This window comes from Butyrivibrio sp. INlla16, from assembly GCF_900104155.1.
Taxonomy (GTDB): domain Bacteria; phylum Bacillota; class Clostridia; order Lachnospirales; family Lachnospiraceae; genus Butyrivibrio.
Map to the genome: position 1 here is coordinate 1 of NZ_FMYB01000018.1, position 21,896 is coordinate 21,896.

The window sequence follows — 21,896 nt, forward strand, 5'->3', positions numbered from 1 at the left end:
ACTGTTATCCCCCAGTACGAGGCAGGTTGCCCACGCGTTACTCACCCGTCCGCCACTAAGATTTAACAAGCTTTGACCGAAGTCTCTGCAGCGTCAAATCTCCGTTCGACTTGCATGTGTTAGGCACGCCGCCAGCGTTCATCCTGAGCCAGGATCGAACTCTCACGTTTAAATCTATTACTTAAACCCTTTCGGGTCTCAGCAATCAAGTTCTCTCTGGCCAGAACATTGCTTGGCTTTGTTCTGTCCGTTTTTACCTAAGTTAGGTTGTTTTGTTCTCTGAATATTCTTTTTGGAATTTTCAGGGTTGCATTACTATTTTATTGTCAAAGTGCTGATAAATACTGGGCTCGCGGGCTTTTTGTTTACTGCCGTGCGCCGCAGCGATATTTAATATATCACTAAGGTTATATAGTGTCAACAATAAATTTGAATTTTTTTTCAAAAAATCAAAATTTTTTTTTGCGTTTCCCATATTCCCTGATATATACTGAGTTTTCACGTAATAATATCTCTATATTTTCTTGGATTTTTCATATTGCAATGCCGTTTTTGATAAAAATCCAATTACTTCCACCGGATATTCGCCAATCGCAGTCTCTCCCGTAACCATTACAGAGGATGCTCCATCCGCAACAGCATTATAAATGTCGCTTACTTCTGCCCTGGTTGGAATGGGACTGTGTTCCATCGATGCCAGCATCTGGGTAACTACCATAAAACGTTTTGATCTGGTTCGACATTCTTTTGATATACGCTTCTGTACATACGGCAGCTCCCAAAGAGGCATCGCATTTCCAAGGTCACCTCTGGCAATTACTATCTCATCGCATTCATCCATTATATCCGGAAGCATTCCAACGCCATCCATGTTTTCGATTTTGGCGTATATCTCTATTTTATCTCCACCTGCATCATCCAATGTTTTTCTAAGTATTTGAATATCCTGCCTGTTCCTGACAAAAGGCTGCATGACACCGGTCACCCCGAGCTTAACTGCGTCACTGATATTGCTAATATCATCAGATGTAAGTGTTGGCATCAGAATTGTTTTTCCTTTAATCAGAATACTTTTCCTACTATTAAGTATTCCGCCTCTGATTATTTTGAGTATTGCCTCATTGTTGCTCCTATGTTCTACTCCGGCAAGTATCTTCCCGTCATCAAGAAGTATCTCATCTCCTTCTTCCATCTCTTCAAATATTCTTTTATCGAGAGGGATAACATCAGAGATTACTCCATGATAGCCTTCACACCTAACCGGTATTTCATCTCCGGAACATAAATTTATTTCTTTTTGAAGATTGCCGATTCTAAGCTCAGGCCCTTGCAGATCGATAAGGATTTTGGGATCTATACATACAGATTCGGCAGCCCTTTTTACAAAATTAAGCAGTTCCTCATTATCTCTTAGCATAACGTGTGACAAATTAATTCTCACCCCTGTCATGCCTGCCATAAACATAGCTTTTAGCGTTGCTTCATCATTACAGCTTGGTCCTAGTGTTCCAAAAATATCCACCATAAATTTAATCTCATTCTCCAATCCGACTATACTATCAGTCCCATGTATCTCCCCATACCTCATTGCACAGCTCTATGCACTTTTCTTTTGAAAAGGAACTGTCCTGTGCAATTATTGCATTTACTGCTGCAAGCTCCTCGGGATAATCTCGCAGTGGAAAAACCCTGATTCCGCCTTTTTCATCTGACACATGACAGACAAGGGCCTTTACTCCATAATCAGATATGGAAGTAACACCATCACTGTCCTTTGTTATGGTAACACCTGCCATTCCGCCAACCATTCTGTTGGTGGTCCCTTCACCTGTTCCGGAAGTCCAGTTTACAAAATTGCCTAAAGAATAGTAGACAAGCATTTTGTCGTCAATAAACTCAATAGGCTCTATAACATGCGGATGCGTTCCAATGACGAGATCTGCTCCATGCTCCTCAAATATACCTGTCCATTTTTGCTGTGACGAGTCCGGGGTAAGACGATACTCCGTACCCCAATGCGGAAATACAACAGTAAAATCAGCATTTTGCTCTGCATATTCCAGATCTTTTATGACTTTATCTTCCTCCAGAAGGTCAACTGCATACGGCATATCAGCAGGCTGCGAGATGCCATTTGTTCCGTATGTATAATTAAGAAGCGCGATTTTGATTCCGTTTCTTTCTATAATATCTACACGTTCTTTATCTTCCGCTGTCTCGTTTATACCTATGACTGTTATGTCCGGATAGTTTTCGTTCCAAAAGTTGCAGGTATTTAAAAGACCACTTTTTCCTTTATCAAGTACATGATTTGTTGCATGGCATATGACATCAAATCCGGAGTTTACAAGGGCATCTCCTATAGCATAAGGAGCGTTGAAAGCAGGATATCCGCTTATGCCCAGTTCTTCACCGCCTATGATAACTTCCTCGTTAACAACCGCAATATCATAAGATGAGATATCATCCTTCATCTCTGAAAATATGGGCGCAAAATCGTAAGTTCCGTTATCGTCGCATGATCTCTCCTCTATAGGCGTGTGCAGCAAAATATCTCCAACCATGCAAAGTGTCAGGGTATTTTCCGCAGGTTGAGCCTCTGATTGATCGGATTGATCCGGTTGATCTGTCTCTTCTGCCTCTACTGTTTCTGCCTCTACTGTTTCTATCTCTACTTCTTCCTGCTCAGATTGTCCGGTTTGCCCGTCACTATGCTCTGATGGTTTTTCCGTATTCTCCAGATTTTCCTGATTCACAGATTCAGGCTGCTTTTGAGCCACTGTATGTTCTTTACCGCAACCGCAAGCAAAAAGTAAGATGACAAGCATCTTAGTCAAAGGTCTTTTCATAATATTATTACTCATATTTCCTTAGTAGTTCATTGCTGATAAATGGTTGACTCTTTTGCCTTAGAGCAAAAATTTCTTTGAGATTTCCAAGTACATAGTCTCGGTCGTGAATCGTGTTATCATGACTAAGGACTGCCTTGCTGAAAGTTATACTCTCAAGAAGCGCTATTTCATCATGCAATAGCGATACGTTGTATCCCTTTGTGCTGCTGTAAAAGGAATCACCCAGAAAAAGATACTCATCATTAACAACCACGCAGAGAGAATCTTTTGCATGACTGTTTTTTATAGGAAGAATTCTTATGCTAATTCCGTCGTTTATTTTTATTTCTGTTTCAACTATCGTTCCTTTTCCTATAGTCTTCCGGGTGTGTTTTCCAACATAAAGATTATCGTCGGAAATATTGATTCGATTCATGTTTTCGCTGTGATCCTGATGAAAATGAGTGATGATAATTTTCTTTTTATCGATGCTGTTTATATACTCAAATGCTGCATCATTGCTGCCTGCATCTATAATATATGTATATTCGTTTCCTTCTATAAAATATATATCTGCAGACAGCGGGTTATCAGATGATTCCAGGAATTTGATTTTTTCATCTATTCGTGTCATGTAATGAGCCTCTTATTCAAATCCGTCAAATTAAAATCCCAGAATATCGTTCACAAGAATTACATGTATTCTGCCTTCATGTCTTGAAAATCTCGTAATCAAAAACTGACAGCAAATGGTATCCGGAGATTTACAATCCATGCATGCACCGGTTTTTGCACATGGTGTGGAGAGTCCAAAACGCTGAGCATTAATCGGAGCTGCCACATTTCGTGCTCTCTTCATAGCGCCGTCAAGATCGTCACAGATTTTATTCATTCCTACTATAAAGAGAACCTTTTTAGGCCCCTGGGCTATAGCGGATACTCTGTTAGAATTTCCATCAATGTTCACTATTATGCCATCTTCTGTCATTGCATTTGCGCTTGAAAGAAATACATCCGCATCATAAGCCGCAAGCATTGCAGCTCTTTTATCCGTAGCAGCATCTCTGCCGATAAAGTTGTAGTTTCCGTTTTTCACAGCATCTACAAGTCCTATCTCGTGAGCCGACACCGCTCCACCCATGGTAACCGTGCTGCCTTCCTCAATGATTTCAAGAGCCTTCTTTACAGCTTCTTCTCTTGTAGCTGCGTAGTAACCGCTCATATTTCTTGATTCAAGACCTTTTATTACCTTCTGAGCCAGCAGCTCGTTTCTCTTTGTAATATTCTCGTTCATGTGATCTCCTCCTGTTTTCTTTTAATTTTAACTGTTTCCATTATGAAAACAAAGCCAAACATCGATTTTTATTTTATTGAAAGCTAGCTGCTTTCTGTGATATTATATTTTTGTTAAATATTTTACTTTTATTTAAAGGAGTAGTCATGCTTCATATTAAATCTTTATCAGAAGGGCTCGACCTCTTCAAGGCTCTGGGATCTGATGTCAGAATCGAAATCATCAAAATTCTATTGGAAGAAAACGGAATGAACATGAATGAGCTCGCAAGCAGGCTTAATATTACTAATGGTGCGCTCACAAGCCATATAAGAAAGCTTGAAGAATGCGGTATGATTACTGTCAGCAACGAGACAAACGGACATGGTAATCAGAAAATCTGCTCTGTTCATGTAGACAAAATTCTTATAGATATTCAGGACGAAGAAAAGAACGAAAATATATATACTGCAGACATCAAGGTTGGACAATTCGCTGATTACGAAGTTTTTCCTACCTGCGGACTTGCATCCTCAACCAATATTATCGGTGAGGTGGATGACACCAGATACTTCTCTCATCCCGATCGCTACAATGCAGATATTCTCTGGTTCACAAAGGGACATGTGGAATATGTAGTTCCAAACTTTATTCCTTTCAATCAGAAAATAGATGAGATATGTATCTCTGCAGAGCTTTCAAGTGAAGCTCCCGGCGTTAATAATGTGTGGCCTTCAGACATTCATTTTTATCTCAATAATGAGTTTCTTGGAAAATGGATTTCACCCGGAGATTTCGGTGATGTGAAGGGTATCTTCACTCCGGACTGGTGGTTCCCCAATTGGAATCAGTATGGATTACTTAAAATGCTGGTGATAAATCATCGTGGTACTTTTATTGATGGCTTACAGATTTCAGACATCAACATTGATCACTTCAATCTGACAAGCAAAAGTTCAATCAAGTTTAAAATGGCTGTTCCTGAAGACACTGAGCATGTGGGCGGTCTGACAATATTTGGTAAGACTTTCGGAAACTACAGTCAGGATATAAATGTAAAGATTGCTTACAGTCCTATTTCTACTGAGGCATAAAAATAAGAGCTTCCCCTCATCCGGCACTTCGTGCCACCTTCCCCCCAAAGGGGAAGGCTTTAATTGGGGAAGCTTTTTTATTAATCAAAATTTTATTTAATACCACTTATAGCAATAGATTCAATGATTACTCTCTGGAATAAGAAGAATAATACCAGTGTAGGAAGCATTGCTATTACCGAAGCCGCCATAATAAGCGCATAATCACTCTGGATTGCATAGTACGAATTAAAGGATCTGATAACCACCTGCAATGTCCAGTGTTTCTCACTTCTAAGGAAAATCGTAGGTGCAAGATAGTCATTCCATATTCCCATAAACCAAAGCATAAGCTGTGTTCCAAGAGCACCCTTCATAAGAGGCAGGAATATTTTGTAGTATATCTCAAAGTAGTTACAGCCATCGATTTTTGCTGCATCCATAAGCTCTGTCGGTATGCTGTACAAATTCTGTCTTAGGAAGAATATCATACTGACATTGCCAAAGCATCCAGGGATGATAAGCGGAGCCAGTGAATTAGTCCATCCAAGCTTTGTAAACAATACATACTGCGGAATCATAACAACTGCAAAAGGAATCATTATTGTTGCAAGAAGCGCAAGGAATAGTGCATTTTTCCCGCGAAAGTTCATCTTTGCAAATGCAAATGCCGCAAGCGATGAGGTAAATCCACCGATTAACAAAACCGGGATCTCAACAGTAACAGTATTGATAATTCCCGAGATAAACTGTCCTTTGCTGAGAACCTGACTATATTTTCCTATAAGAATAGGATTCGGAAATAGTGTCAATGATCCTGATAATATTTGATTTTTTGTCATAAATGATGTTGCTACCATATAAATAAGCGGAAACACCATTGTAATTGCAAACAGAAAAAGAACTATGAAGATCACCACGTTCATGGCCTTCTCTTTCGAAGATGTGACGCGATCACTCTGGTAATCTTTTGCGTTTGCTTTTGATCTTCTTGATGAGTCTGAATTCGCATTTGATTTTGCTTTCAGTGCAAGTTCCATCTGTCACACCTCCTTAATCTATAGTTTTTACCCATTTATCCTGTCCCCAAAAATTGATGGCAGTGATAATGAATATGATAATCGCAAGAATTACTGCTACTGCACTACCGTAGCCGAGCTGACCGTTGGTAAACGCCTTTTCATACAGGTAGAACACTACTGTTGCTGCACTGTAGTTCGGTCCACCTGAAGGTGTCATAACCTGCACTTCTACAAATACCTGGAATCCTCCAATAAGTGAAGTAATAAGTACGTAGAATGTAACAGGTGAAAGCAGCGGCAGTGTGATGCTCTTAAACTTCTGCCAGCTGTTAGCGCCATCGATCATTGCTGCTTCATAATAATCTCTCGGAATGTTCTGAAGTCCTGCAAGATACAGGATAATTGTGCCTCCAAGTCCCTTCCATACCATGAAGATGATGAGGGATATTTTTACCATCAGCTCATCTCCGAGCCAGTTAGGACCATGAAGACCGGTGAGTGCCTTATAGATTCCGTTTAAAAGACCATAGTCATAGTTGAAAACCCAAGCCCAGAGAATTGACACAGCAACCAGTGAAGAAACAACCGGTACATAGTACATTGTAGTGAGAAATCTCTTTCCGGGAATCTTTCTGTTCAATCCCATAGCTACAAGAATTCCAAGAATCATCCCTATCGGGATCCCAATCATATAAATGATAGTGGTTCCCATAGCTTTCCAGAATTTTGCGTCATTTAAGATTTTGATGTAATTTCTAAGGCCTACAATATTACCCCATAGTGAGTTAATGCCTGTCCATTTGCTTGTACTGGCAATCAGGGCAAACACAATTGGATATGCCATAAAAAGCATGAACCCCACGAACGGAGCCGCAATAAAGAGCCACGCCCAGCGTTCTTCTCTCTTTGCCATCGCAGACATCTGAACTTTTACTTTTTTTGATGCCATAAAAAAATACTCCTTAAAAATCCAGCCCCTTCATTTGTGAAGGGGCTAGAATGATAACCCATTAGTTTGTCGCAGAATTCTGAAGCTCGATTGCTTCATCAAGAGCTTCCTGCATTTCAGGCTCAACCTGCTGTAAATAATCCTCTACACTGATATCGCCATTCTTGATATTGAATACACCTGACCAGAAAGGAGTGAACCACTCAGCATTGTATGTGTAATCTGTTTCCTGAAGTGCTGCTGCATAGTGATCATTACCATCAAAATATCCGAAGATTACATCTACATTTGAAGCATAAGGAACTTTGCCGCTGTTTACAGCATCCTTGAACTCACCATAAGCAAGCTCTGTGATATTAGGAAGCTGGATAGACTCACCAGTTGTGATACCTGATACAGCCTTCTGACCTTCTTCGTCTGTTGAAAGCTTAGCTGCGAGCTGTGCTGCAAGATCAGGATTCTCAGATGTTGCAGATACACAGTAACCAACTGATCCCATCCATGTGTGTGATCTTCCGTCACCTGAAGGTCCTACAGGCCATCCGCAAAGGTTCCACTTGTAAGGGAATGTAGCGTCATCCATGAATGCTGCAACGTCCCATGTTCCACATGCATAGAATGCAACCTGTCCATCAAGCCATCTCTGGTATCCACCAAGAGCTGTATCCTGCTCAACTGAAGGTGTAAGACCGTTCTTTGTAAGGTCTGTATAGAATGTAAGCGCTTCCTTAAGAGGCTCATTGTTTGCAACGTTAACCTTAGTCATGTCATCGTTAAGGAACTTAACTCCGTTTGAATAAAGGAAAGGAGTCATACCAAACTGATCAGCGTTAGCTACACCCCACTGGTCAATCTCTCCATCACCATCCTTATCAATTGTGAGCTTCTCACAAACTTCTATGAATTCATCGTATGTATAAGGCTTTTCCGGATCAGGATACTCAAGACCTGCTGCATCGAAAAGATCCTGGTTGTAAGCAAATGCGAAGCAGGAAAGATCCTTGGGAAGTGCGTAAAGTGAACCGCTTCCAACATTCTTACCATCATAACGGTAAATCTCCTGTGTTGTTCCCCATACGCTTCCGATTGTGTCAGCATCAACATAATCGTCAAGAGGAAGAACATATCCATTATCTACATAAGAACGAACTGCTGCAGGTCCTACATAGAATACATCAGGCATATCATTAGCTGTCATGTTAGCAATCATCTTCTGATTGTATTCATCCTGAGTTGTTACTTCAAAAACAACTTCCTTGATCTCGTCCTTGTGCTCATCTACGAACTGCTTTACAAGCTCTTCGTAAATCTTCTTCTCATGCTCCTGCATGTAAAGAAATACATGGAGTGTCTTATCTCCGTTACCTGTAAGTGAGTCAGTTGAAGAACCGTCTGTACTCTCAGCCTCTGCTGCATCAGCAGTTTCTGTTGCATCTCCTGCGTCTGCAGTTTCTGCTCCACTACCTTCCTCTGTCTTAGCTTCTGTGCTCTCAGCCTCTCCAGCTTCCTCAACTGTTGTTGTAGCACAGCCTGTCAGAGCACTAAGCCCCATTACACTTGCCATTGCAATACCTAAAAACTTCCTTCTCATGTTAAATCCTCCTAAAAATCCTCAGTTAGTGATTAACTTATATAGTAATCTTAAACAAACAAATTTAGAACGTCAACAATTATTTTAGATTTTTGTAAAACATTTTACACTTTTGTTGTTTTTAACAAATTTGTAAAATAGTTTTTGTATATTCAAACAAACTTATCAATAATTGCTGAATTCTCTTTACAATATTGCTATTATGTGTTCACTGCCATAATCCATGGTCACAACACTATAGTATAGCCTTCTTATAATTTACCAATGCCTATTGCAGATACTTAACAGCCCATATTGTCTTGTTATCATTACCCTTTGCAGAGATACATAATGTGCTGTTTCCGGCTTCATCTGTCATGGTAAAAGCGCAGCCTTCATACTCCACTCCGTCAATTGTAATAGTCACGTAAGGCTCGCCACTATTTATAGCATAAGTTCCACCGGTCATTTCGCCGCCTTCATCAGGTGTAATACTGCCATTTTCAAAGGTGCATTTTACGGGCTTATTTACAAACTCATTAACATCAAGACCATGATTCAACAGATAAAATGTACCACTTAACATGTCAGGGGTTACATCCGTTTTTTCACTTATTGAAGACATTCCTTCATCGCCTGTGTACTCAAAGGGCGCTGCCGTAAACCAGCCGTCCTTTGTCATGAAAAGCTTATGTATTCTGGGTTCATGGAATTCCTGTCCATCATCAAAGCGCTGGTGATAAACTATGTAGTATTCGCCATTTTCATCCTGAAAAACAGACTGTCCACCGGGAGCCATGTATGTCACCGACAAACTGGGAAGTCTGTAATTCCCCATCATTTTAAGGCCATAGCTCATGTAGTTTTCTTCATCTCCCAGCCTGTTACCGGCTGCATCAACGTATGGTCCTGTGGAATTTTCGCTTCTAAACTGCCTTATCTGATATCCACCATTTGAAGTAAGTCCTCCATAGGATACGAAAAGGTAATAGTATCCGGTTTCCTTGGAATATGTAATATAAGGACCTTCAATAGCGTGGTGTCCACCACCTACAAGTTTGTAGCCATAGTAAGGATCAGGCGCATCCTCTCCGCCCTTTGCTGCTTCTTCAATAGGATGAATAGGCCTCCCCGTTTCAGGATCAAGCTCCAAAAGGAAGATTCCACCTGACCAGGAGCCGTATACCATCCACATGCGGTCATCTTCATCTGTGAAAACTGCAGGGTCTATACAGTTGGGCCATTTGTTATTATCATATCCTCCAAGCTTTAAATATTCTGAAAGATCAGCGTCTTCTCCAAGGACGTCATAAATATCTGTCTCAGCAGCATGGGAGCTAGTAAAACCGGAATACAGGATTGTGTCTGTATATGTATATTTCCCTCCGGGTTCATCCGATACTGCCATGCAGAGATTTGACTTAATATAGGAAGAAGTAGTGCAGAAATACATCACATACTTTCCCATTGTTTCATTGTAGAAGGTGTTGGCTGCCCATACGGAATAGCCACCTTCCTCATTTTTCCCGACATATTTAAATGCATCGAGATCTCCTGAAAAGAGATTATCAAAAACATTGTTACCGTTACCTATGTAGCTCCACGACTTAAGGTCATCCGATTTTGCAAGAACCTGATGGCTTCCTGTCATGTAGTAAGTACCATCCGCCAGGATTACCTGAGGATCATGGCAACAAACGGCATTTTTATAAACTCCTGTCTTTATGCTGGTTTCAGCTTTATCTGTCATACCATCATCCTCCACCTTGGTTTCAAGATTGCTGCTATCTGATGAATTGCTGTTATCTGCCGATTCTACCGTTTTCATCTTGTCCGATTCTCCAGTTCCTTTGGAACAACTTGCAGAAACCGCGAAAGCTGCTGTCGCAAGAGCAATTGCCGCATAGTTTATATATTTAGTTGAATGCATTTTGTGCTCCTCTTATTTATGTCCTCATCTGCATGAAAAGATGGGATATCCCTTTTCGTCATATCTGATTTTCATTAACATAGTATGGCGATTAGGATTATACAGAGGATCTCCCTCTATCTCAGTTTCAGTTCGTGCATGATATACCATTACATCCTCGCCATCATCATTTACAGTAAATGAATTATGACCGGGGCCATAAACCACAGCTTCTGCATCACTCTTAAGCACAGGATATCTCTCCTTAGTCCATGACTTAGGATCAAGAAGATCTGCGTCTTCATCGGCTGTTAACATGCCGACGCAATATGCAACACCGGTCTCACTGGCTGAATAGGTCATGAATATTTTCCCGTTTCTCTTTAAAATGCCGGGGCCTTCGTTGACCCAAAAGCCAACTCTCTCCCAGTCATAATCGGGAGTTGTAAGAAGAACCTGAACTGTCTTAAGCTCATAAGGGCTCTTCATTTCTGCGATATACAGGTTTGAAATCTGTTTGCCGACGCCAACCTTCTCAGCCCATATGTAATACCACTTGCCTCTATGCTCAAAAACAGTAGCATCAAGCGAAAACGCTCTGAAGGAGAATTCATCATCCTCTGCGCACTTCATCTTACCTTTTTCCACCCAGGGACCGGCAATGGGATCATCGCTCTGACATTCAAGCACGTAAGGTCTTATCTTCCAGATATCCTGGGTCTCACCGCCCGCAAAGTATATGTACCATCTGCCCATAACCTTATGAAGTTCGGGTGCCCAGATGTGCTTACTCATTATTCCACTGTCATGCTTTTTCCAGATTGTGTGTTCCTCTGCATCAGCAATGCCAGCAAGTGTCTCTGATCTTCTAAGCACTATTTTGTCATATTCAGGTACAGACGCCGTAAAATAGTAAAAGCCGTCATCTGCCTTAACAACATATGGATCAGCTCTCTGCAAAATCCATGGCTCATTATATTTAAGCTCTTTTTCCTTGCTCATAATACCTTTCCCACAAAACATAAATAATTTTTGTTTCAAAATGTTCAGCTAATAAGTTAATCACATTTTTAAAATTCATAAGTTAATTTATAAAGTTAATCACTATCATCACTTTCATTATTTGCTGAACTATTTTATATTATTCTAAATTATATTATTATTATCTAAACATTTCAACCATTTTATAAAAAGGTACTTGAAAACAAATTTGCATTGGAATAAAATCATCTGACTGTATAAATTTTGCAAAACTTAATTATTTATTACTAGACATATTTTGAGGAGATAAGAAATGAATGGAAAAATGACTGAAGGGAAGCCCCTTCCGATACTTTTAAAGTTTGTAATACCGATACTTTTAGGATTTATTTTCCAGCAGTTCTACAACATGGTAGATACCGTAATCGTCGGACGTTTTGTAGGTCCCGAGGCTCTTGCGGCCGTTGGGTCCACAGGAACTATAATGTTTATGATAATGGGACTTGCCAATGGTATGACAACAGGTTACACAGTTCTCATAAGCCACCAGTTTGGAGCGGGAAGTAAGGAAGGTACAAGGCAGGCTTTTGTAAACGCGATCATTCTTGGTGTTATCAGCACTTTAGTGGTGACGGTAATTGCCATAATCAGCATGCCAAGCCTTCTTCATATAATGAATACTCCGGATGACATCTACGATTATGCCTATGCCTATATCATTACCATATGCGCCGGAAGCTTTGCTCTTATCGGATATAATCTTTTTGCTGCTTCTCTAAGGGCAATCGGAAACAGTAAGACGCCACTGTATTTCCTGATTTTTTCAGCTGCACTTAATATCGTTCTGGACCTTTTATTCATCATTGTATTTGGACTGGGAACCTTCGGTGCTGCCCTTGCTACAGATATATCACAGGGTGCGTCAGCCATTCTGTGTATTATTTACATTTATAAAAAGGTGGATATTTTAAGACCTGTAAAAGGAAGTTGGAAGCTGGATAAGGGCTTTGCCATGAAACAGCTAAACATCGGTATCCCTATGGCTCTTCAGTTTGGAATCACAGCTTCCGGAACAATGGTCATGCAGGCATCAATCAACATCTATCAGTCAGTTGCGATAGGCGGTTTTACAGCTGCAGGAAAAGTAGTAAATCTTATGACTGCCGGAATGCCTTCCATAGGACAGACTACTGCTGCTTTCGTCGGTCAGAACTTCGGTTATGGTGATCTTGACAGAGTACATCAGGGAACGAAGGATGCCATGAAGATCTCTGTAATTTATTCTGTAATAACCGGTATCCTCAGCGTAGTTATGATGCCCTACATTGTAAGTATGTTTTTCGACAAGGGCGTAAACCTGGCTGACTATCTTCCTTATAGCAAGATTTATATTACAGAGGCAGCTCTTTTCTATATCCCGCTTGCCATGATCTTCATTTACAGAAATGCAATGCAAGCCTGCGGATACGGAAAAACAGCCCTGATGCTCGGTATTATGGAGCTTGTATCAAGGCTGCTTACCGCTTTTGTCTCCATGAGAGTTCACAGCTATGCTATCGCTGTTGCAGGTGATGCACTCTCATGGTTTACGACAGGTGTATTTTCTTACATTCTGTATATGCTTGTAATGAAGCAATTAAGAACAAGATTAAATAAGAACTGATATAGTTTATTTTTTCAAACGGAGCATGAGAACTGAGCAGGCAGGAATCTTTACTGTTACTCCGTTCTCTTTTTCGTTGTAATCAGTAAACTTATCTTCTGTTACAACATCGGGGTTCTCAAAGGTGTTGTGATCTGCCATTTTACCTGTTACCACTGAAGCCTCTGCAACTTTATATGAATCGGAATCACTTGTGAAAGCAATTTCAACATCCTCAGCTGCTTCAAGGGAATTGTTGGTCAGTGTCACTGTCACTACTCCGTTTTCATCCTCGGAAACTGATTCAAACAGCTTGGGAAGTTCATTCTTGCCTGAACCAACCTTACTATTGTTGATAAGTTCACTATCAAGAAGTTTCGCTCCCTGATGATATCTGAACATCTTAAATACGTGATAGGTAGGAGTTTTTATCATCTTCTCATTTTCAGTAAGAATAACTGACTGAAGAACATTAACCATCTGTGCAATGCATGCCATCCTTACCCTATCTGAATGCTTGTTGAATATATTCAGGTTCATTCCTGCTACAAGTGCATCACGCATAGTATTCTGCTGATAAAGGAATCCGGGATTAGTGCCTGGTTCAACATCAGTCCATATTCCCCACTCATCAACCATAAGACCGATTTTCTTATCCGGATCATACTGATCCATGATCGCTCCATGCTTTCTGATAAGTTCATCCATGAAGAGACTTCTCTTAAGTGTCTGATAGAATACTTCCTCTGTGAACTTTGTAGCTGATCCCTTTACATTCCAGTCATCCTCTGTTTCAGGAAGAGTATAGTAATGTAATGAAAGTCCATCCATAAAGCCATGGAACTGCGGGGGTGTATGATCAAAGCAGGTTTCAAGTACATTTTTTGTCCAGTTATAATCATCAACATTAGGTCCACAGCAAATCTTTGAAATTGGCTTAGAACCGTTGTAGTTTCTTACATATGTCTGATATCTTCTATATTCATCGGCATAATATGTAGGTCTCATGTTGCCCCCACATCCCCAGTTTTCATTACCAACTCCAAGATAGTCTACCGTCCAGGGCTCCTCATGACCATTCTCTTTTCTGAGATCAGCCATAGGTGATACGCCGTTAAAGGTCATATATTCAACCCATTCACTCATCTCTCTTACTGTACCTGATCCCATATTGGCATTAACATAAGTCTTACAGCCAAGCTGCTTTGTAAGCTCAAAGAATTCATGTGTTCCAAAACTGTTGTCCTCAACTACACCGCCCCAATGTGTGTTGATCATCTTCTTTCTCTTTTCTTTGGGGCCAATGCCATCCATCCAATGATACTCATCCGCAAAGCATCCGCCGGGCCAGCGAAGTACCGGTATCTTCATTTCCTTAAGTGCCTTAACCACATCACTTCTCATACCATTCACATTAGGAATGTCAGAATTATCCCCGACATAAAGGCCTTCATAGATACACCTTCCGAGATGTTCTGAAAAATGTCCGTAGATTTCAGGTGCAATCTTTGATTTTTTACTCTCGTTGTTGATTAAAAGTTTAGCCAATTTCTCTTCCTCCTCCAAATAATGGATTTACCATTTTTTCTTAGGGCAATGTGTACCAATGCCCAGTGCTCTTAACTCCACATAACATCCGCAAACAAGACAGGTCCCTATTGATAGCTTGTCGCACTGTGTACATATACCTAACCTGTTCTCATATACTGTATCCGTAACCCTGCTATCAGGAGTTATGGCATCGCGATATTTTTTTATCATTTTCTTCTCTTCGCCTTCAATATCCCGTAGAAGACAATGCTTACAAGCTCTGGTGTTTTCCATATTTCCCCATTTATTTTAGACGCATATAAATTATTTTACATTTTATCATAATGCATTTGTTTTGCAAACACTTATTAACACTTTCAGGGTAGGAATTATGCTTTTCTCAAAGAGCAAAAAATACCCTCCTTACCGTTTTGTCCGGTAAAGAGGGTACATATCACTCATGAAGCGTTTTTGATAAAGATTAGAAATCAACTTCTGTATCATAGTAGCAGCACTTAAGGAGTTTCTCCATCTCTTCCTGGCTGGGCTGACGAGGGTTGGAACCTGTGCAGGCATCAAGAATTGCGTTAGCAGCAATGTCATGGAGTCTCTCAAGGAATACATTCTCCGGAACAAATCCCTGTTCAGCCGGAAGTCCGTCGGGACCATAATGGTTTATGCTGTGAGGGATGTTAAGAGAATCATTCATCTTGCGAAGATAATCAATGAGGAGTTCAACCTTCTCATCGTCATCCTTGCCGCCGAGGTGCATGTAATCAGCGATAACGCCATAGCGCTTCTTAGCTGTCTCGTCCTTAGCGTTGAATGCAACTACCTTAGGAAGGTACATAGCATTAGCTGCGCCGTGGATGATGTGAGCTCCGAGGTCTGCAAAAGCAGCACCTGTCTTGTGAGCCATTGAGTGAACGATTCCAAGAAGCGCATTGGAGAATGCCATACCTGCAAGGCACTGAGCATTGTGCATAGCATCTCTTGCATCCATGTCTTCATTATAGGACTTAACAAGATTCTTCTGGATCATCTCTATAGCGTGAATTGCAAGCGGATCTGTGTAATCACAATTTGCTGTGGAAACATAAGCCTCAACAGCATGTGTCATAGCATCCATACCGGTGTGAGCAACAAGCTTTTTAGGCATTGTATGAGCAAGTTCGGGATCAACGATAGCTACATCGGGAGTAATCTCAAAATCAGCGATCGGGAACTTAATGCCCTTCTGATAATCAGTGATGATGGAAAATGCAGTAACCTCGGTAGCTGTGCCGGATGTTGATGAAATAGCACAGAATTTAGCCTTTGTGCGAAGCTTAGGAAGGCCAAAAACCTTACACATATCTTCAAAAGTGGTATCCGGATACTCATACTTAATCCACATAGCCTTTGCAGCATCTATAGGTGAACCACCACCGATAGCAACGATCCAGTCAGGCTGGAACTTCTGCATTGCTTCAGCACCCTTCATAACCGTCTCAACTGACGGATCAGGTTCGATACCCTCAAAAAGTTCTGTCTCCATTCCGGCTTCCTTCAGGTACTCTTCTACCTTCTGAAGAAATCCGCCCCTTTTCATAGAACCGCCACCTGTACAAATGATGGCTCTTTTGCCCTCAAAAGTCTTCAGCGCTTCAAGTGCGCCTTTCCCATGATAGATATCTCTGGGCAGTGTAAAACGTGACATACAAATACCTCCTTAAAATAATTATTTTGTTAAATAAATAACATAACCCACAAAATAATTATAAGGAGGTAATTTAAATAAATCAAATCTTGACTTTTATATGAAAGTTGTTTTTTTATTTCATGCCCTCATCCGGCACTCCGTGCCACCTGTCTCCGCTCCGCTCCAGTCAGCGCAAAAACCGACGTCCCCCGGACGTCGTGCACCCCAGTGGGGGAAGGCAAGAATATCCACTAGCGTGCAATTGCTTTCTGAATAGCAAAGTACTGATCAAGTTTATCTCGGAGGGCATCTCTTCCGATGCTCTTAAGAATATAATCCACCGGTTTCAGCCTCATAGCTGTCATGACACTCTCTCGGCTCTTTTGCCCTGTCAGGAACATTACCGGAAGTTCATCTGTTTCCGTATCACTTTTAAGCATTTCAAAAATTTGCGGCCCTGTGGTTATGGGCATCTGATAATCAAGCAACACAAGATCTGCTTTGTTAACCGTAAGCCAACGGATTGCCTTTATACCTGTATTAGCCATAACCACTTGATAGGAATCCTTAAGCCAGTCACGAATCATCTGCATATAGGCCACATCATCATCCACTATAAGCACGACTTTTCGTGTCTGCTGCAACATTCTCTGACTAAATACATCCGACACTGTATCCAGGAACGCCTTCATATCCAAGGGACGTTCAAACCAAGCTGTGATGCACCTTCCCGGTATGGTTTTAATAGCTTCATTGTACTCTTCATGCTTACCAATCAAAATAAGACTTTTTTCCTTCTCCATGCAAAGGTCTTTTAAATATACCAGGAATGAAGCACTATCAGAAACAGTCTCATCCATATAATAAACTATGAGCTCGCAGCTCTCAGTATTGCTTTGTAGCTTTTTCATGTCAATCGGTACATATTTGCTAACACATCCTATTTCAGCAAGCTTCATTTCCATTCCGTGTACCGAAAATGTTTCCTGCGAGCTTAAAATAATCACGTTTTCCTTACCCATTTTTTCCTTACCCATTTGAACCCCCTCAGATGGCATTGGTAATCTTACGAATTTCATCCCACTCAAGACTATTCAGATAGATTTTTATCGAAGATATCTTCTTATAGTCTTCAGGCTTTAAAGCACGTTTCATAAGAGAATCCACTATTGACTGAACTATATCAAAGTCTTCTTCTATAGCAAACTCTCTTATTGCCATAAGTGCATCCTGGACCTCCTCATCAGATATTTCTTCCTTCTCCTCCTCTTTTGTCCGATCCAAAAGTGCTTTCTCATGCCTTCTGCATTCTTCAATAAAAGCGATATGATTATTCTTTATAAACTCAATGTTATTTTCATTCGCTGCTTTTTCCATCTCTAAGGCCTTAGCTGATAAAGTCATACATCCTATTATTCTGGATGTACTTTTAAGCCCGTGAGCTTTAATCGTATAATTCTCTATGTCACCTTCTGCAAAACACTTTTCAAGTATTTCAATATTATTCGAAATATGTCTTATAAAAATATCGATTGATGAAAGATATGCCTCGGCAGAAGCACAGTTTTTTATCCCCTCCCGGGCATCGATCAGCGGTTCTTCAATTATCCATTCGGGAAGTTTTTCAAGTTCCCGGTCTATAAATTCATTGTCCTTTGGATCTGTTTTTGAAATATCTGCATTATCAGTATCGGAGATGATCTTACCGGCTGCATTGTCAAAAACTCTGTTTACTCTTGAAAGAAGTTCATCGGCCCTGACCGGTTTTTTAATATAATCGGCCGCGCCCATTTCAAGTCCTTTATTCTCGCTCTCTTTACTGTCATCGGAAGTAAGAAAAATAAACGGAACATTCACTCCTGCCTTGGACTTTATCAATCTCTGCAATTCATAGCCTGACATAGAAGGCATCTTAATATCCGAGATAACCATATCCGGAAGGTTTCTGACAAACAATTCAACAGCCGCTTCTCCGGAATCAACCAGGATAGTCTCATAATCATTCTTAAGTGCACGATCCGCTATCTTCAGCATCATAAGTTCATCGTCAACTATCAGTATCTTCTTCACTTCGAACCTCCAAGTTTGCTCTCACCAAGACACCATCGTCTAACTGAGCTTACAGGAAAATCATTTTCCGCGGATGCCCCCACTGTGTACATAGAATCCCTACATTACAAATATTTTAGCTTTATATGAACAAAAAAACTATTAACTGCATATTAAATATGTACCAATATAATGAATTTGCTGTAAATCAAAAAGGAAGACAATCTGTTTCGAATAAATCGATAGACTGTCTTCCTATATTTTTTAGATAATGCGATCCATATCTAATTTAACATTATGGTTGATTCATCCTTATGGATTACATCATTCCCATTCCTGCACCGCCTGCAGGCATCGGAGGTACGGGCTCCTTGATTGTAGCAACAGCTGCCTCAGTTGTAAGGAAGCTTGATGCAACAGATGTAGCATTCTGAAGAGCACTTCTTGTAACCTTTGCAGGGTCAATGATACCATCCTTGATCATATCAACGTACTCCTCTGAGTATGCGTTGAATCCAATTCCCTTCTTGGACTCCTTAACCTTGTTAACAATTACAGATCCGTCAAGACCAGCATTGTTTGCAATGTGGTAAAGAGGAGCTTCGAGTGCCTTAAGAACTACCTTAGCACCTGTCTTCTCATCACCCTCAAGTGAAGCTGCTACCTTCTCAACATCCTTGCAAGCATGAATGTATGCACTACCACCACCAAAGATGATACCTTCCTCAACAGCTGCTCTTGTAGCATTGAGAGCATCCTCCATACGATACTTAGCTTCCTTCATCTCTGTCTCTGTAGCAGCACCTACTCTGATAACTGCAACACCGCCGGCGAGCTTAGCAAGTCTCTCCTGAAGTTTCTCTCTATCAAAATCAGAAGTTGTGTCATCAATCTGCTTCTTGATCTGAGCAACTCTTGCCTGAATGTCGCCCTTATTGCCAAGGCCATCAACGATTGTTGTCTTCTCCTTCTCAACCTTGATGCTCTTAGCACGACCAAGATCATCCATTGTTGTATCCTTAAGCTCAAGACCAAGGTCAGAGCTGATAACCTTACCACCTGTAAGAATAGCGATATCCTCAAGCATAGCCTTTCTTCTGTCACCATAGCCGGGAGCCTTAACCGCAACTACATTGAAGGTTCCGCGGAGCTTGTTAACGATAAGAGTTGTAAGAGCCTCACCGTCAACGTCCTCAGCGATGATAAGAAGCTTAGAGCCTGTCTTAACAATCTGCTCAAGAAGAGGAAGAATATCCTGGATATTGGAAATCTTCTTATCTGTGATGAGTATGAAAGGATCATCAAGGTTAGCTTCCATCTTGTCCATATCTGTAGCCATGTAAGCTGAGATATAACCACGATCAAACTGCATACCTTCTACAAGATCAAGCTCTGTGAGCATTGTCTTGGATTCCTCAATTGTGATAACGCCATCATTGGAAACCTTCTCCATAGCGTCAGCGATCATCTGACCAACTTCATCATCACCTGATGAAACAGCGGCAACTCTCATGATCTGATCCTTGCCCTTAACCTTTGTAGCCATCTTGCTGATAGAAGCTACTGCTGCATCTGTAGCCTTCTTCATACCCTTTCTAAGGACAATAGGGTTAGCTCCTGCTGCAAGGTTCTTAACACCTTCATTGATCATAGCCTGTGCAAGTACTGTAGCTGTTGTTGTACCGTCACCTGCTACATCGTTAGTCTTTGTAGCAACTTCCTTAACAAGCTGAGCGCCCATGTTCTCATAAGCATCCTCAAGCTCGATCTCTTTTGCGATTGTAACACCGTCATTTGTAATTGTGGGTGCGCCATAGCTCTTATCAAGGACTACATTTCTTCCCTTAGGTCCGATTGTTACTCTTACTGTATCTGCAAGCTTATTAACGCCTTCTACCATAGCTGTGCGGGCGTCAGCACCGTACTTAATTGTCTTTGCCATTTTAAAATTGCCTCCGTGAACTATTATTTGATAATTGCAAGAATATCGTTCTGCTTAACAATGATGTAGGTAACGTCGTCGAGCTTAACCTCTGTTCCTGCATACTTGGAATAGATAACGTTGTCACCCTTCTTTACCTGCATCTTCACTTCCTTACCATCAACGACTCCGCCGGGGCCTACAGCGATAACCTCTGCCTGCTGCGGCTTCTCCTTCTCTGCACCGGGAAGTACGATTCCTGACTTAGTTGTCTCCTCAGCTTCAAGCGCCTTAAGTACGACTCTGTCTGCAAGTGGTTCTAACTTCATTTTTTTGCCTCCTTATATCTTCAACATATTATTGACTTTTTATTGTTAGCACTCATATGATTCGAGTGCTAATCATCAAGAAATATATTACCACACACGATAAAAAATGCAATACCCACATGTGAATATTTGCAGAAATGCAAAGAAATAGTGTTTTAATTATTATGCTTTGGGCGCGGGATATCCTTGCCCGACAGATCCACATAGTTTTCCTTAAGAGCCTCTGCCCAATACTGCTCTGGTATTGCCGGCCATCTTACCATTCCCCTGTCCTCCTCGCAAAGCTTCATCGCCTGTAGAAGGATGGATTCGCTTAGATCCACACCGGTTCTGATTGTATGCATAGTTATTGCTGCCCATGCAGGCGCATATTCCACAAGACCGCTTGACTGAAATTCCTTAAGTATTTCATGCCTGTCATATTTTACCTGTACCAGTTCTTCCTCCCAACCGGTTTTACCGCTGTGGATAATGGCGAACTCAGCATAGCAGTTCTTATTTCTGGGAAGTCCCATAGCTCCGGGATTCACCGCTCTTTTCTCTCTGTATAAAAAGCACTCCTGTACATGAGTATGTGCATGCAGGAGCATGTTTGTCTTTATTTTATTAAGTGTTCTCTTAGTGTTTCTCTTATTTCCGAATAGAAGTTCTGACGCATTTGTCGGTGAACCGTGACAATATTCAAAGCCTGCTGAGCCTTTCGGATTCCATATTCCGTAAATCGGAAGTTCCTCAAACAGCTTAAAATCCTTCTCTGTCAATTGCTCATAAGTGTACAAAAGAGCGCCGCTTCCTGAACCCTTCATCCAGCCGTTCTCACCGGATTTTCTGTAATTCAGCATGCTTTCCTCGCGATTTCCGCGAACAGTATAGCACGTGAAATACTGTCTGAGCACATATATGAGATCCATTGTCTTTCTTACGCCCGGGCAATCCGAAATATAATCTCCAAGTAAAATGTAATTAGTTATCCCCTTCCCCATGCAATAATCTATACAGGCCTGAAGGGCTGAGTGATTTCCATGAATATCACCGAATACTGCAATATCCAATAGTTTCTCCAATCTATTCTCAAGTTTTTTATATTTTTATAATAAGTAGTTAATAGTCAAAAAATAACCTCTGTGCGAAAATAT

At 40.9% G+C, this 21,896-nt stretch carries 19 protein-coding genes and 1 rRNA gene; 2 read left to right on the plus strand and 18 right to left on the minus strand.

What is annotated here, in order from left to right; genetic code table 11:
- The 5 genes from BLR42_RS09935 to BLR42_RS09960 form a co-directional block, all read right to left on the minus strand.
- Positions 1–170 (minus strand): 16S ribosomal RNA (locus BLR42_RS09935); the annotation flags it as partial.
- Positions 171–514: 344 nt separating this feature from the next.
- A complete protein-coding gene (gene pyk / locus BLR42_RS09945; RefSeq protein WP_091868675.1) occupies positions 515–1,525 on the minus strand; it encodes a pyruvate kinase in 1,011 nt (336 codons plus the stop codon).
- 34 nt (positions 1,526–1,559) lie between these two features.
- On the minus strand, positions 1,560–2,849 hold the full coding sequence (locus tag BLR42_RS09950) for a CapA family protein (protein ID WP_170832709.1): 1,290 nt from the start codon (positions 2,847–2,849) through the stop codon (positions 1,560–1,562).
- Between the two features lie 7 nt (positions 2,850–2,856).
- On the minus strand, positions 2,857–3,465 hold the full coding sequence (locus BLR42_RS09955; RefSeq protein ID WP_091868679.1) for an MBL fold metallo-hydrolase: 609 nt from the start codon (positions 3,463–3,465) through the stop codon (positions 2,857–2,859).
- A gap of 30 nt (positions 3,466–3,495) precedes the next feature.
- Positions 3,496–4,125, minus strand: a complete 630-nt coding sequence (locus tag BLR42_RS09960) for a lactate utilization protein (protein ID WP_091868681.1) — start codon at positions 4,123–4,125, stop codon at positions 3,496–3,498.
- Positions 4,126–4,271: 146 nt separating this feature from the next.
- Here BLR42_RS09960 and BLR42_RS09965 point away from each other — a divergent pair, with 146 nt between their 5' ends.
- Positions 4,272–5,198, plus strand: a complete 927-nt coding sequence (locus BLR42_RS09965) for an ArsR/SmtB family transcription factor (RefSeq protein WP_022763132.1) — start codon at positions 4,272–4,274, stop codon at positions 5,196–5,198.
- Between the two features lie 92 nt (positions 5,199–5,290).
- Here the strand turns inward: BLR42_RS09965 and BLR42_RS09970 are convergent, their stop codons facing one another.
- From BLR42_RS09970 to BLR42_RS09990, 5 genes are all read right to left on the minus strand, one after another.
- A complete protein-coding gene (locus tag BLR42_RS09970) occupies positions 5,291–6,217 on the minus strand; it encodes a carbohydrate ABC transporter permease (RefSeq protein ID WP_022763131.1) in 927 nt (308 codons plus the stop codon).
- Positions 6,218–6,230: 13 nt separating this feature from the next.
- Positions 6,231–7,148 carry a carbohydrate ABC transporter permease gene (locus BLR42_RS09975; RefSeq protein ID WP_022763130.1) on the minus strand — a complete coding sequence of 306 codons (918 nt, stop codon included), beginning with the start codon at positions 7,146–7,148 and terminating at the stop codon, positions 6,231–6,233.
- Positions 7,149–7,209: 61 nt separating this feature from the next.
- Complete coding sequence (locus BLR42_RS09980; protein ID WP_022763129.1) at positions 7,210–8,739, minus strand: ABC transporter substrate-binding protein; 1,530 nt, start codon at positions 8,737–8,739, stop codon at positions 7,210–7,212.
- A gap of 268 nt (positions 8,740–9,007) precedes the next feature.
- Complete coding sequence (locus BLR42_RS09985; RefSeq protein WP_091868682.1) at positions 9,008–10,648, minus strand: glycoside hydrolase family 43 protein; 1,641 nt, start codon at positions 10,646–10,648, stop codon at positions 9,008–9,010.
- A gap of 24 nt (positions 10,649–10,672) precedes the next feature.
- Entirely contained in the window at positions 10,673–11,629 is a 957-nt protein-coding gene (locus tag BLR42_RS09990) for a glycoside hydrolase family 43 protein (protein WP_026499001.1), read from the minus strand.
- Positions 11,630–11,921: 292 nt separating this feature from the next.
- On the opposite strand from BLR42_RS09990, the gene BLR42_RS09995 reads away from it, so the two are divergent.
- Complete coding sequence (locus tag BLR42_RS09995; RefSeq protein WP_091868684.1) at positions 11,922–13,271, plus strand: MATE family efflux transporter; 1,350 nt, start codon at positions 11,922–11,924, stop codon at positions 13,269–13,271.
- 6 nt (positions 13,272–13,277) lie between these two features.
- On the opposite strand, the gene BLR42_RS10000 is transcribed toward BLR42_RS09995, so the two are convergent.
- The 8 genes from BLR42_RS10000 to BLR42_RS10035 form a co-directional block, all read right to left on the minus strand.
- Complete coding sequence (locus tag BLR42_RS10000) at positions 13,278–14,798, minus strand: alpha-N-arabinofuranosidase (protein WP_170832710.1); 1,521 nt, start codon at positions 14,796–14,798, stop codon at positions 13,278–13,280.
- Positions 14,799–14,825: 27 nt separating this feature from the next.
- A complete protein-coding gene (locus tag BLR42_RS10005; RefSeq protein WP_022763124.1) occupies positions 14,826–15,074 on the minus strand; it encodes a DUF6171 family protein in 249 nt (82 codons plus the stop codon).
- Positions 15,075–15,261: 187 nt separating this feature from the next.
- Positions 15,262–16,479: an iron-containing alcohol dehydrogenase gene (locus tag BLR42_RS10010; RefSeq protein WP_022763123.1), complete on the minus strand. Its 1,218-nt coding sequence runs from the start codon at positions 16,477–16,479 to the stop codon at positions 15,262–15,264.
- Between the two features lie 233 nt (positions 16,480–16,712).
- Positions 16,713–17,498: a response regulator gene (locus BLR42_RS10015; RefSeq protein WP_170832711.1), complete on the minus strand. Its 786-nt coding sequence runs from the start codon at positions 17,496–17,498 to the stop codon at positions 16,713–16,715.
- Between the two features lie 10 nt (positions 17,499–17,508).
- On the minus strand, positions 17,509–18,531 hold the full coding sequence (locus BLR42_RS10020) for a response regulator transcription factor (protein ID WP_091868690.1): 1,023 nt from the start codon (positions 18,529–18,531) through the stop codon (positions 17,509–17,511).
- Positions 18,532–18,829: 298 nt separating this feature from the next.
- Positions 18,830–20,452 carry a chaperonin GroEL gene (gene groL, locus BLR42_RS10025; RefSeq protein ID WP_026499004.1) on the minus strand — a complete coding sequence of 541 codons (1,623 nt, stop codon included), beginning with the start codon at positions 20,450–20,452 and terminating at the stop codon, positions 18,830–18,832.
- Between the two features lie 23 nt (positions 20,453–20,475).
- The gene (groES, locus tag BLR42_RS10030; protein ID WP_022763119.1) at positions 20,476–20,760 is read right to left on the minus strand and encodes a co-chaperone GroES; all 285 of its coding nucleotides are present in this window, start codon (positions 20,758–20,760) and stop codon (positions 20,476–20,478) included.
- A gap of 155 nt (positions 20,761–20,915) precedes the next feature.
- Complete coding sequence (locus tag BLR42_RS10035) at positions 20,916–21,812, minus strand: metallophosphoesterase family protein (protein WP_170832712.1); 897 nt, start codon at positions 21,810–21,812, stop codon at positions 20,916–20,918.
- Between the last annotated feature and the right edge of the window lie 84 nt (positions 21,813–21,896).